At 59.4% G+C, this 12,760-nt stretch carries 12 protein-coding genes and 1 other RNA gene; 5 read left to right on the top strand and 8 right to left on the bottom strand.

The features are described from left to right. Positions 1-5: 5 nt before the first annotated feature. The 4 genes from QD357_RS03890 to QD357_RS03875 form a co-directional block, all read right to left on the bottom strand. Positions 6-731: an amino acid ABC transporter ATP-binding protein gene (locus tag QD357_RS03890; protein WP_107108429.1), complete on the bottom strand. Its 726-nt coding sequence runs from the start codon at positions 729-731 to the stop codon at positions 6-8. Beyond that, positions 709-1,368: an amino acid ABC transporter permease gene (locus QD357_RS03885; RefSeq protein WP_107108428.1), complete on the bottom strand. Its 660-nt coding sequence runs from the start codon at positions 1,366-1,368 to the stop codon at positions 709-711. The genes QD357_RS03890 and QD357_RS03885 overlap by 23 nt, the downstream gene beginning before the upstream one ends. Then, positions 1,365-2,036, bottom strand: coding sequence for an amino acid ABC transporter permease (locus QD357_RS03880; protein ID WP_107108427.1), 672 nt, complete (start codon positions 2,034-2,036; stop codon positions 1,365-1,367). Before QD357_RS03880 ends, QD357_RS03885 begins: the two co-directional genes overlap by 4 nt. 62 nt (positions 2,037-2,098) lie before the next feature. Continuing rightward, entirely contained in the window at positions 2,099-2,872 is a 774-nt protein-coding gene (locus QD357_RS03875; protein WP_414124093.1) for a transporter substrate-binding domain-containing protein, read from the bottom strand. A gap of 306 nt (positions 2,873-3,178) precedes the next feature. Between QD357_RS03875 and QD357_RS03870 the strand changes: the two genes are divergently transcribed. From QD357_RS03870 to QD357_RS03860, 3 genes are all read left to right on the top strand, one after another. Beyond that, positions 3,179-3,958, top strand: a complete 780-nt coding sequence (locus QD357_RS03870; protein WP_107108425.1) for a hypothetical protein — start codon at positions 3,179-3,181, stop codon at positions 3,956-3,958. 143 nt (positions 3,959-4,101) lie between these two features. Next, entirely contained in the window at positions 4,102-5,514 is a 1,413-nt protein-coding gene (locus tag QD357_RS03865; protein ID WP_107108424.1) for an FAD-binding oxidoreductase, read from the top strand. A 252-nt stretch (positions 5,515-5,766) separates the two neighbouring features. Then, on the top strand, positions 5,767-9,474 hold the full coding sequence (locus QD357_RS03860; RefSeq protein WP_107108423.1) for an AsmA family protein: 3,708 nt from the start codon (positions 5,767-5,769) through the stop codon (positions 9,472-9,474). A 108-nt stretch (positions 9,475-9,582) separates the two neighbouring features. Here the strand turns inward: QD357_RS03860 and QD357_RS03855 are convergent, their stop codons facing one another. The 4 genes from QD357_RS03855 to ssrA form a co-directional block, all read right to left on the bottom strand. Next, positions 9,583-9,795 carry a ribbon-helix-helix domain-containing protein gene (locus tag QD357_RS03855; RefSeq protein WP_107108563.1) on the bottom strand — a complete coding sequence of 71 codons (213 nt, stop codon included), beginning with the start codon at positions 9,793-9,795 and terminating at the stop codon, positions 9,583-9,585. Positions 9,796-9,905: 110 nt separating this feature from the next. Next, positions 9,906-10,100: a DUF4169 family protein gene (locus QD357_RS03850; RefSeq protein WP_107108422.1), complete on the bottom strand. Its 195-nt coding sequence runs from the start codon at positions 10,098-10,100 to the stop codon at positions 9,906-9,908. Between the two features lie 52 nt (positions 10,101-10,152). Next, positions 10,153-10,659: an SspB family protein gene (locus QD357_RS03845; protein WP_107108421.1), complete on the bottom strand. Its 507-nt coding sequence runs from the start codon at positions 10,657-10,659 to the stop codon at positions 10,153-10,155. A gap of 120 nt (positions 10,660-10,779) precedes the next feature. Continuing rightward, positions 10,780-11,151, bottom strand: a transfer-messenger RNA (tmRNA) gene (gene ssrA, locus QD357_RS03840). 147 nt (positions 11,152-11,298) lie between these two features. On the opposite strand from ssrA, the gene QD357_RS03835 reads away from it, so the two are divergent. Further along, the gene (locus QD357_RS03835) at positions 11,299-12,093 is read left to right on the top strand and encodes a thymidylate synthase (RefSeq protein WP_107108562.1); all 795 of its coding nucleotides are present in this window, start codon (positions 11,299-11,301) and stop codon (positions 12,091-12,093) included. Positions 12,094-12,107: 14 nt separating this feature from the next. Next, the gene (locus QD357_RS03830) at positions 12,108-12,626 is read left to right on the top strand and encodes a dihydrofolate reductase (protein ID WP_107108420.1); all 519 of its coding nucleotides are present in this window, start codon (positions 12,108-12,110) and stop codon (positions 12,624-12,626) included. Positions 12,627-12,760: the final 134 nt, after the last annotated feature.

Below are 12,760 nucleotides of genomic sequence, written 5' to 3'. Positions count from 1 at the left end.
AATTCTCAATGCATGCCGAGGAATTGTTTGAGCTCCGGTGTTTGCGGATTGGCGAAGACATCGCCCGGCGGGCCGATTTCATGGACGCGGCCCTGGTGCATGAAGACGACGCGCGAGCAGACGTCGCGAGCGAACTTCATTTCGTGTGTCACCATCAACAGCGTCATCCCTTCACCGGCAAGTTCGCGGACAACCGCGAGAACTTCAGCCACCAGTTCGGGATCGAGCGCCGAGGTGATCTCATCGCAAAGGAGCGCGATCGGCTGCATGGCGAGCGCCCTGGCAATGGCGACGCGTTGCTGCTGACCGCCCGAGAGTTCGTCGGGATAGGCGTCGAACTTGTGTCCGAGTCCGACACGATCGAGCATGCGCCGGGCCATCGCCTCGGCATCGTTCTTGGTGGCCTTCTTCACGACCATTTGCGACAGCATGACGTTGCGACCGGCACTCAGATGCGGAAAGAGATTGAACTGTTGGAAGATCATGCCGACCTTCAGCCGCAATGCCTTCAGATGCACATCATCGGGCAGGAGCTGCGCGCCGGCCACCGAGATTGCGCCGTCGTCGATCGTTTCCAGCCCATTGATGCAGCGCAGCAGCGTCGATTTGCCCGAGCCGCTTTTGCCGATGATGGCGATCACTTCGCCGGGCTCGACATCGAGGTTGATGCCTTTCAGTACCTCGTTCGCCCCAAAGCTCTTGCGGACTTCAGTGACCTCGATGAGCGACATTGAGTTTCCTTTCCAGGATTTGGCTGCTCTTCGACAGCGGCCAGCATAGGGCGAAATAGATGAGGGCGACGAAGCCGTAGACGGTAAACGGCTGGAACGTCGCGTTGGTGATGACCGTGCCGGCCTTCGAAAGTTCGACGAAGCCGATGATCGAGGTCAGAGCGGTGCCTTTGACCACCTGCACGGAGAAACCGACCGTCGGCGGCACGGCAATGCGAAGCGCTTGCGGCAGGATGACGTAGCGCATCTGCTGGATGTAGCCCATGCCGAGGCTGGCGGAGGCTTCCCATTGGCCTTTCGCCACGGCCTCGACGCAGCCACGCCATATCTCGGTGAGAAAGGCTGCAGACCAGAGGATCAGGGCAACGCCGGCGGCCAGCCACGCCGGCACATCGATGCCGAAGAGGCCGAGGCCGAAGAAGGCCAGAAAGAGCTGCATCAGCAGGGGCGTGCCTTGAAAGAGTTCGACGAAATACTTGACCGCGATACGCGCTGCTCGGTTTTTGCCGATGCGCAGGAATAGCAGGATTGCGCCGACGGCACCGCCGCCGATGAAGGAAACGAGCGAGAGCAGAATGGTCCAGCGTGTGGCGAGAAGCAGGCCGCGCAGAACGTCCCAGGTGGTGAATTGGATCATTGGCGAACCCTGCGCGGGAAGATCAGCCTGCCGGCGGCAGCAAGCAACTGCCGTAGGATGACTGCGAGAACCAGATAGATTGCCGTGGAAACGAAATAGGCTTCGAAGGCGCGGAAGGAGCGCGACTGGATGAAATTTGCGGCAAACGTCAGGTCTTCGGCGGCAATCTGCGAGACGACGGAGGAGCCGAGCATGACGATGACGACCTGTGACGACAGCGCCGGCCAGATGCGCTGGAGCGAGGGGACGAGGATAACGTGACGGAAGGTCTCGAATGGCGTCATAGCGAGGCTGGCTCCCGCCTCGAACTGACCGCGTGGCGTCGCCTGAATGCCGGCACGAATGATCTCGCAACTATAGGCGCCGAGATTGACGACCATCGCGAGGTTGGCGGCGGCGATCTCGTTCATGTGAATGCCGGCGGCGGGCAGGCCGAAGAAGATGAAAAAAAGCTGGATCAGGAACGGCGTATTGCGGATCAGCTCGACATAGGCCGCGACGAAGGGCTTGAGCCAGCGCGGACCCAGCGCACGCGCCCAGGCACAAGCGATGCCAACGGCGATACCAACGACCGCACCGACGATAGTCAGCTCTATGGTGATGAGAATTCCCTTGATCAGAACGGGATAGTATTCGGCAAGCCAGCCGAAATCGAAGTGATAGCGCATAAGAGAGTGCCTCGCTCGGCCGGCCTTGCCATATGGAGATGGCAAGGCCGGTACTTCGTGGATCAGAAGCCGGCGGGGAGGTCGGCGCCCAGCCACTTCTGCGATATCTTGGTCAATGTTCCATCGGCCTTGGCGGCGGCGATAATGTCGTTGACCTTTTTCTGCAGGGCGGGCTCGTTTTTGTTCAAGCCGATGAAGCAGGGCGAGTTCGTGATGAGGAATTTCATCTCCGGCTTCTTTGGCGGGTTCTTGGCGAGAATGGCCGCGGCGACAACATTGCCGGTAGCGATCAGGTCAACCTGGCCCGAGAGGAAGGCGGAGATGGTGCCGTTGTTGTCTTCGTAGCGCTTGATCGTCGCGTCCTGCGGCGCGACTTTCGTCAGCGCCAGATCCTCGATGGCGCCACGAGTAACTCCGATCGTCTTGCCGGAAAGATCTTCCGGCTTGGCAGCCGTCACGTCGGCGGGACCGAAGACGCCGTTGAAGAAGGGTGCGTAGGCATCGGTGAAGTCGATCACGGCCTGGCGCTCGGCATTCTTGCCGAGGCTCGAAATGACGAGGTCGACCTTGTTCGTCTGAAGGTAGGGGATGCGATTGGCGCTGGTGACCGGCACAAGTTCGATTTTCACGCCGAGCTTTTCGCCGATCAGGTTTGCCATGTCGATATCGTAGCCCATGGGCGCCATATCCGCCCCGACGCTGCCGAAAGGAGGAAAATCCTGAGGAACGGCGACACGGAGCGTGCCCCGCGAAGTAATGTCGCTCAAGGCGTCTGCCCGGGCTGCGTGCGGGCTCKAAAGTGACCCCATCGTCAGCATCGCCATACCGAGTGCCATGAGCAATTGTCTGCGCTTCATCGAATGTCCTTCCAATCGTGGCTATGTCAAAGCTGCCGGGCAAAACGCAAGTCATGTGCCAGTCGCGGGAGAGCATAATTTCTCGTCAAGCGCGCAGTTTTTGCGGGCGCTTTGTGCTGCGTAAATCGAATTATGCTCAAAAAAATTGCAGATCTTACACTTCGCCTAATCTGCCATCGCCTATCGATGACAACGCCTGGCCGTATTTCGTTTCCTTCGATATCCCTCGCTGGACAGGCCGGCTGTTGCCCCATACAACCCATGCAGGCGAGGGAGATCGATGCGATGGCTTTGATGGGCATGATGGCGGGCAGGGGTCGCGAGGCCGGTATCGCACTGGCGAATTTTCGTGCTGGTTTTAGGCCGCGCCATGCGCTCGCCGTCGCTGCATCGTCAGCCGCTCTTCTTGCAAGCAGTCCCGCCTTTTCCCTGCAAGTCGAAGGACATGAAGCCTTTATCGTCGACCGCTGTGGGGGCGATTATGACTGCAAGGATGTGAAGCTGGTGGTGCTCAACGATAAGCACGACAAGGCGGATATCTATAGCGGCAATGAGGTCAACGGCCATGAGGCGGACGGTTCGCCGAGCCATGTTTCCGGCTATGCGTTCAAATACAATGGCGGCAATCTCAGCATATCCCAGGACGGCACTCCGTCGCAGCTCAACGGCAAGGCCAGCGACGTGAAGTTCAACAATGGCGTCGCGTTCGAATCGGACAAAAACTACGTCTATATCTACAGCGCCTGCAATGCAGACGGCGCGAGCAGTGTTGCGGGCATCACGACTTCTTGCGACCTGAACTATATCGGCGTCGACAAGAAGACATCGAACGCCATCCAGATCGGCGGCCACTATGCGCCCTTGGCTGCAGCGCCGGCGGGAGGTGCCGATCTCTGCAAGGCCGGCGTGATGGCCGGACAGTTTTCGTTTCTCAACAACGGCTACGAATATCGTCTTGCGAGCGACCTCTGCCAGCAGGGAAAAAGCACGCTCGCGATCGTTTCCAACAATGTGGTGAAGTCGAGTTTCGATCTACAGATGCGGCCGCTCGCTGGGAGCAATTGAAGCGGATCGATTTGACGTCGCTGATATAGCCGCTTTGCGGAAACGCGGGTTGTTTTCGTGACTGGACAGCGCCGCCCTGATGTCCCATAGAACCGCGAAAAGGGTTAACATCCCTTTAGGACTTGCGAAGGGAGATCGGAAAGATGGCTCTGGCTGATGCGAAGGCGGGGATACGCAACGAGGCGGGCATTGCTGCCGTGCTCGGCATCCTGAAGCAGGCCTTCGGCGAGCGTTTCCAGACCGGCGAGAGCTTTCGAGCCCAGCATGCCCACACGACCACCTATATCCCGGCCCAGCTACCCGACGCCGTGGTTTTCGCTGAGACGAGTGAGGATGTGCAAGCGGTCGTCAAGGCTTGCGCCGCACACAAGGTGCCGGTGATCGCCTTCGGCACGGGGTCTTCGCTGGAGGGGCAGGTGAACGCGCCGCAGGGCGGAATTTCGATCGATTTCAGCCGGATGAATCGTGTGCTTGAAGTGAATGCCGAAGATCTCGATTGCACGGTCGAGCCTGGCGTGACCCGCGAGCAGCTCAACAATTATCTGCGCGATACCGGCCTGTTTTTCCCGATCGATCCCGGCGCCAATGCCTCGATCGGCGGCATGGCCTCGACGCGTGCCTCGGGCACGAATGCGGTGCGCTACGGGACAATGAAGGACAATGTGCTTGCCGTAACCGCGGTCACCGCCAATGGCGAGGAGATCCGCACCGCCCGCCGCGCCAGAAAATCCTCCGCCGGCTATGACCTGACCAGACTCTTCGTCGGTGCCGAGGGAACGCTGGGGGTCCTGACCTCGGTGACGTTGCGCCTGCAAGGCATTCCGCAGAAGATCGCCGGCGGTGCCTGCGCCTTTCCGAGCGTGAAGGCAGCATGCGATGCGGTCATCATGACCATCCAGATGGGCGTTCCTGTCGCTCGCATCGAACTCCTGGACGCTGTCCAGATGCGGGCCTGCAATCGTTATTCCGGCTTGACCTATGACGAGCAGCCGACCTTGTTCCTGGAGTTTCACGGTACGGACGAGACGGTCGCGCTGCAGTCAGCGCAATTCGCCGAGATCGCAGCCGAATGCGGTGGCGGTGAATTCGCCTGGACCAGCAATCTCGAAGAGCGCAACAAGCTATGGAAAGCGCGTCATGACGCCTATTGGGCGTCGCGGGCTCTGGCGCCGGAACTGGCGGCATTGTCGACGGATGTCTGCGTGCCGATCTCGAAACTTGCCGAATGCGTGGCGGCAACTCAGGCTGATATCGAGGAGCATGGGTTGCTGGCGCCGATCGTCGGTCATGCCGGCGATGGCAATTTCCACGTCCTGGTGCTCTTCGATGACAAGACGCCGGAAGGTATCGCTGTCGTCGAGGCCTTCGTTGCGCGCCTGAACGCACGGGCGCTTGCGATGGAGGGCACCTGCACCGGCGAGCATGGGGTCGGGCAGGGCAAGATGTCGTTTCTCGAGCAGGAGCTTGGCGGCGCCGTCGATCTGATGCGCCAGGTCAAACAGGCGCTCGATCCCGACGCGATTTTCAACCCCGGCAAGATATTCCATGTTCATTGAAAAATGGAATATTGCCAAGATCTTGGCTTGCCCCCGGCGTGAATGGCGTTAGGCTAGACCATCCCGTTTTCATATGGCGTCATGGAAAGCGGTGAAGATGCCCTAGATTTGCAGCATGGTCCAAAAATTGCGAAGCAGTTTTCGGATAAGGAAGCAGGCTTAGGCTGAAGATCTGGAATGTCTTTTGCGTGTCCGCCTCGCTATGTGGCGCCTTGATATCGTAATTGGAATGCTGAATGGAGACGGTGTGCATTGTTAGGTAGGGTCCTGGTTTTTCTGGGGGGAGTGCTCGTAGTAGTGCTGTTCGTGGCGCTGCTTGCTCCGCTCTTCATAGACTGGACCGATTTTCGCAAGAATTTCGAGGATCAGGCGAGTCGGATCATCGGCAAGAAGGTGACCGTTCATGGCACCGTCGACGCTCGCCTTCTGCCTTTTCCTTCCGTGACATTGCATGATGTCCGCGTCGGCCAGGAAGCCGACGGAACACCGCTGGTGCAGATCGCCCAATTCTCCATGGATGCCGAGCTGGCGCCATTTCTCTCCGGCGAAGCTCTGATTTTCGATATGCGCATTTCCGAGCCGAAAGTGCGTCTGCGACTGCTGAAGGATGGGACGCTCGACTGGATGCGTGGCAGCCAGCCGGAAATCCCCGCCAAGTCGGTGGTGCTCGAAGGCGTGCATGTCGATGGTGGCGATATCCAGTTCATCGATGAGCAATCCGGCCGCACCCGGCACATTACCGGCCTCAACGCGCAAATGTCCGCCCGGTCGCTAGCAGGCCCCTGGCGAATCGATGGCGATGCGGCGCTCGACGGCGAGCATGGCAATTTCAGCATCTCCAGCAGCCAGCCTGACGATTACGGCGTCTTGCGCGTCCGCACCAGATTGCTGCCGGACCGCCATCCCATCAACGTCGATCTCGACGGCGAGTTGAAGCTGGTCCGCAGCAAGCCGGACTATATCGGCATGTTCACGGCGGGGATTGAGGACAAGCAGACACATAAGCCCGCCGACGAGCAGGTTCAGCCTCGCGTCAAGGGTCGCTTCGAGCTTACCAATGAGCGCATACGGATTCCGGAATATCGCCTCGAGGTGGGGGCGGCGGACGATCCCTATGTGGTGACCGGGGAGGCGACGCTGGACACCGGCACCAAGCCGGAGTTCCTGCTGACGGCCGACGGCCAGCAGATCGATGTCAACCGCCTCGGCAATACTCAAGGCACCAACGGCAAGACCAACCGCAATCCCACCATTTCGGCGCGCCAGCGATTGAACAGCCTKATTGCCATTGCCGCCGAAATCCCTGTGCCGCAGGTGCCTGGCAAGGCGACTTTCCGCCTGCCGGCAATTGTTGCCGGCGACACGACCATCCGCGACGTGCAGCTTGACCTGGAGCCGGCCGGAACCGGCTGGAAGATCGATCATGCGATCGGCATGCTGCCGGGTCGCACCCAGGTCGAGGCCAGGGGCAATTTGATGCTGCAGGGCGATCCAAATTTCAGCGGCAATATCGTCGTCGCTTCCAACCAGCCATCCGGCCTGGCATCCTGGCTGGTGGGTTCGGTCGATCCGGCGATCCGGCAGTTGCGTCAGGCCGGTTTTTCCGCCGATGTCAGCCTGCGCCACGAGGAGCAGCGTTTCGAAAATCTTGAAATCGCCGTCGGCTCTGCAACGCTTAAGGGCCAGCTCGACCGGCAGGCGCCGACCGATAATCAAGCGCCGAGGCTCGCCGTCGATCTTAGTGGCGATGCGCTTGATCTCGATGCGCTAAGGGCACTCACAAGCCTGTTTACCGGCCAGGATGCCGGCGAAACATTGCTCGATCACCGGATTACGGCGCATCTGAAAGCGGATCAATTTGCGGCTTTCGGCGTGCAGGCCGATAATGTCGAGACGTCGTTTTCGATCGCCGATGGCGCGCTGACGCTCGACAAGCTTGCCGTGCGCAATGTCGCCGGGGCCGAGATTACCGCAACCGGCCGTGCCAACGGTTCGCTACTGGACTACAAGGGTTCTGGCGAAATCACCTTCAAGGCGGCCGATCCCGGTCCCTTCTTCGATATGCTGAGCCAGCATCTGCCGCATCATCCGGCGATGGACCGGCTTGTGCGAAACGCTGCCTGGTATGGGAATACGGCCCTTCGCGGCGCGCTGACGCTTGGCGGGGACCAGGCCGATGGACTGGCGGTAACGCTTGCCGGCGTCTCCAACGGCAGCCGCGTCAATCTCGACTACCGCATGTCCGACCTGTTGGCGCTGACCGGAAAAGGGACGACGACGCTGGAGGCGACGCTCGAGAATTCCGTGACCTCGATTCTGTTCGGACAGGCGGGCCTCGATCCGTTGCCCGTCGAAGCCGATGCCAATGGCCGCCTGACGCTGAAGGTGACGGCAAACGGCGCCGATCCGGCGGATGCGGCGCTGACCTTTGCCACCGACAAGACGTCGTTTACCGCGAATGGCAAGGTCGACGTGCGTCCAGCCACCTTCCTTAACGGCAAGATCGCGCTATCGCTCGAGAGTGCGGATATCGATCCCTATTTCGTCATGAACGGCATCGGCATACCGCAAATGGGCACGGGCTTGCCGGTCAAATTCCAGGCAAACGCTGCGCTCGATGCCGACAAGGTCGTTTTTTCCGATATGAAGGGCCAGCTTGCCGACAACAATGTTTCGGGCGCGCTCACCTTCGACCGCAAGGCACCGAATATCAAGGCGACCGGCGAGCTGACGCTCGACAAGGCCGATCTTGGCTGGCTCGGCGAGGCGATCTATGGGCCGATCACGGATGCGACGACAGGCAACCTCACCAAAGCCAAGCTTGGGCTGCCGATGTTCAGCGGGCTTGATCTCAACGTCAAGCTTTCGGCCAAGCAGTTGTGGCCGGGTATCTTCGGCCCGATCTCGGGTTTCAGCACGAATGCCGCCTATAAGGGCGAGGAGCTGCGGCTGAACGACATTGCCGGTGCCTGGAACGGCGGCACGCTTGGCGGCAATTTGATGTTTGCGAATTCCGACGGTACGGGGCTGATGCAGACGAAGCTCAACCTGACCAACGCCGACCTTGCCGCCGTCGCCTGGCAACGCGATGGCGCGCCGCTTGCCAATGGCCGCTTTGGCTTGGGGCTGAGCATGGAAGCCAGCGGCAAGAGCCTGGGGGAACTGGCCGCCAACGCCAGCGGCTCGGGTGAGATCAAGCTTGGCGATACGCATGTCCGCGGGCTCAATCTCTCCGTCTTACCGCCGTTGTTGTCGGCGACGGACCAGATCCAGGGTGATATCACGGCCGACAAAGTGCTGCCGATCGTGCAGACATTGCTCAACAATGGCGAGGCGGCGCTGCCGGCCATGAGCATACCGTTCAATATTTCGACTGGTGTCATTCGCGCTGCCAATATCAGCACCGGCAATGAGCTGGCGAAGCTTTCGGGTAATGCCGAGATCAGCCTGGCGGACGAACGCATCCGCGGCTCGCTCGGCATTGATTTCAATGCCGGCAACGAGGCGCTGAGCGGCGCCGAACCGGCACTGCGTCTCAATTTCGCCGGTCCGTTGGCGACGCCGGGGCGGACGATGGATGTGACGGATATCACCAGCTTCTTGTCGCTGCGCGCATTCGAGCGCGAGCGTCAGCGTGTCGAGCGGCTTCAGGCAAGCGTGTTGGAAAAGCAGCGGTTGCGGCGTGAGGTGGCGCTTTACAAATATACTGCCACTGCGCGCGAAGCCCAGCGTCAGCGCGATGCGGCAATCGATCAGCAGCGTCGCGCCGAAGAGCAGCGTTTGAGGGGGCTGGCGCGTCAGGCGGCCGCGGAAAAGCAGGCTGAAGATGCAGCCAAGGCGAAGGCCAATGCGGAAGCCCGCGCGAAGGCGGAAGCGCAGCAAGTGCCCGTTCTCAATGGACAGGTGCCGCAGACTGGTGGGCCGCTGAACTTCAACAATCTTCCCGGCATCGCCCGGTAGCATCCGTCGCCATCGACCATACGAAATCCGCTTGCCTTCGTCGTAGGGAGCGGGGAGGCTGTCGAGTGGAGAATGAGGTGATTAAGCGCCTCGTTTAACGCACGCGCTTCAGCGGCGATCCTTCAGCCATTTCAAAACATAGAGCCGAAGCGCCGAAGAAAGGTTGCTCTCGGGATCGCGCCCATCGTCGATTTCGGAGATCAGCGCTGCAAGAGACGTTTCGCGCGCATTGGCGATCGCCTTCAGCTCGGTCCAGAAGGCGTCTTCAAGGGAAAAGCTGGTGCGATGGCCATGCAGGGTGGCGGAATGTTTGCGGATCATCGGCGGATCGATCAAAAAGTTCGGAAACGGAAGAGGTAATTCTAAAAATGATTCAAAATGCTGGGGTAAGCGAATGATTTCGGAAGGAATTCGACTTTCAGCTCGGCACTTCAATCATCTGTCTTGGACGGCTCGATATGGCCGGCCTCATGCGCTTTTGCCGCTTTGTCGTTGAGAGCCTTGGTCAGGTTCTTCTCCGCCTTGGTGCGGCCGAAGGTAACGCGATTTTGCTCCGCCTGCTTTTCTTTCTCGAAGCGTGTCTGCTTCTTGCGGAACTGACGTAGATTGACGATTTCGGCACTCATCGATGTCCCCCACGGTCGATGCAAAAAGGGGAAGCGCCTGCTTCCCCGGATGCTATTGCTTCTTGCGGAACGCGTCGAGGGAGACGACCGATCCTGGCTTCTTCTCCTCGCCGTCCTTGGCGGCCGCAGGCTCCTCGCTGCCCTCGGCCGGTACCGGATAGGCGGTGATCTCGCCGGAAGTCACTTCCTCGTCTTCGGCGAGCGGCACGTCGAATTCCAGCTCGAAATTCACGGATGGATCGTAGAAGCCCCGGATCGCGTTGAACGGGATGACCAGCTTTTCCGGAACGTCGGAGAAGGAGAGGCCGATCTCGAACTGGCTCTCGGTAACCTTCAGGTCCCAGAACTGGTGCTGGATGACGATGGTCATCTGCTCCGGATATTTCGACTTCAGGTGCTGCGAAATGCGCACGCCGGCCGCGCCGGTCAGAAAGGTGATAAAGAAATGATGGTCACCGGGCAGACGGCCGGTGGTGCCGACCTCGGTCAACACCTTGCGGATGACTCCACGCAGGGCGTCCTGTGCCAAAATGTCGTAGCGGATATGATCCTGCCCCATACTTTCCTGTCTTTCGTTGGCCATGTTTTTTCTAAGGCTTATGCCACGCCCAGCGCTGACGGGAAACCCCCGTGCGCGAGTCATCAGCCTGATCATACATAATATCGAAGAGAGGGAGAAGGTGAAGGCTTCTGTTGCCAGGTGCCTTCGAACCCCGCCTAAGAGTGCGACCCCTTAGGACTTTATTTGAAGTGTCACACCGCGATTAAGCAGCGAGACGAGCTTCCGCATAGTTGTCGTTTGCAACTACAATTTTAGCCCGATAACGGTGGTACAATGCCGAGCGAAAAGTCGATCTTTACACCCTTGTCGATCCTGTTTCGCCCCCATCAAAAGCCGGTCTGAAGCCAATTTGGCCTGGCCGGTTTTTGGTGGAGGCGCCGGGTACCGCCCCCGGGTCCAATAGGTTTATTACACCGCTCATTTATCGCCATAGCCGGCCCGAAGACCGGCACGGCTGATATAGTGTTTTCCTTGGGCGAAGGGAAGGGGATTTGTCATAAATGCGTCGCCGAAACACAGGTTTGCCGCGATAAACGTCCGCCAGACACGAGAAATGCAGGGATTAAGTCGGCCCGCAGTTGGTTTCGCGCCGACTTGCCATTAAATTCAAGAGAAATGGAATCGGCGGCGGGTGCGATGAAGCAATATCTCGATCTCTTGAAGCATGTGATAGACACCGGCATCGACCGTGGCGACCGCACCGGCAAGGGCACGCGCTCGGTCTTCGGCTACCAGATGCGCTTTGACCTTTCCGAGGGTTTTCCGGTGCTCACCACCAAGAAGCTGCATCTGCGCTCGATCATCTATGAGCTGCTGTGGTTCCTGAAGGGCGAGACGAATATCCGTTATCTCAAGGAGAACGGCGTTTCGATCTGGGATGAGTGGGCCGACGAAAACGGCGATCTCGGACCGGTTTATGGCCATCAATGGCGTTCCTGGCCGGCTCCAGACGGAGGCCACATCGACCAGATCGCCAACCTGATCGAAGGGCTGAAGACCAACCCGAACTCCCGCCGCCATATTGTTTCGGCCTGGAACCCGGCCGAGGTGGACGAAATGGCGCTGCCGCCGTGCCATTGCCTCTTCCAGTTCTACGTCGCCGACGGCAAGCTGTCCTGCCAGCTTTACCAGCGCTCGGGCGACACCTTCCTCGGCGTGCCTTTCAACATCGCCTCCTATGCGCTGCTGACGTTGATGGTGGCGCAGGTGACGGGGCTGAAGCCTGGCGACTTCGTGCATACGCTCGGTGATACGCACATCTATTCCGACCATTTCGAGCAAGCCAGGCTGCAACTGACCCGCACCCCGAAAAAACTGCCGACCATGCGCCTTAATCCGGCGGTGAAGAATATCTTCGATTTCAATTTCGAGGATTTCACGTTGGAAGGCTATGAGGCCGACGCCAATATCAAGGCGCCGATTGCCGTCTGACTGGGGAGGGAAGGATGGCTGAACCGGTAAAAACCATTCTTGTTGCCGTATCACGCAACGGCATCATCGGCCGTGACGGGGACATGCCGTGGCGGCTGTCGTCCGATCTTAAGCGGTTCAAGGCGATGACGCTTGGTAAACCGGTCATCATGGGGCGCAAGACGTTCCAGTCGATCGGCAAGCCGCTGCCCGGCCGGCCGAACGTGGTGATCAGCCGCGATCCCGGCTTTGCTGTGGAGGATGTGACGGTGGTGCATTCGCTTGGCGAGGCCATCGATGTCGCGAGCCGCCTCGCTGCGGAGATGGGTGTCGGTGAGATCTGCATCCTTGGCGGTGGTGAAATCTATCGACAGGCGATTGGTTTGGCCGACCGCCTGCTGATCACCCATGTGGAGGCCGAGGTGGACGGCGACACATCCTTTCCGGCGGTCGATCCGGCTCTCTGGCAGGTTGAAAGCGAGCTTGCCGTACCGGCCGGCGAGAAGGACAATTATCCGACGCGCTTTGTCAGCTATTTCAGGCGCAAAGCATAAAAGCTGTCCACAAAAATCAACTATTTTCCAATAAATCCGACGAACTTCCTGAAGTTGCGTTGAAAGCAGATGCGCCGATACCTATAACGGGAGACAATCGCCGCTGCCTGCGAATTTCAAAGTCTGCGCGATAC

The organism is Rhizobium sp. BR 317, from assembly GCF_047445835.1.
In the GTDB taxonomy this organism is placed as follows: domain Bacteria; phylum Pseudomonadota; class Alphaproteobacteria; order Rhizobiales; family Rhizobiaceae; genus Rhizobium; species Rhizobium paranaense.
Note: the sequence above shows the minus strand (reverse complement) of the source record. Positions and strands in the feature narration are given on the sequence as shown.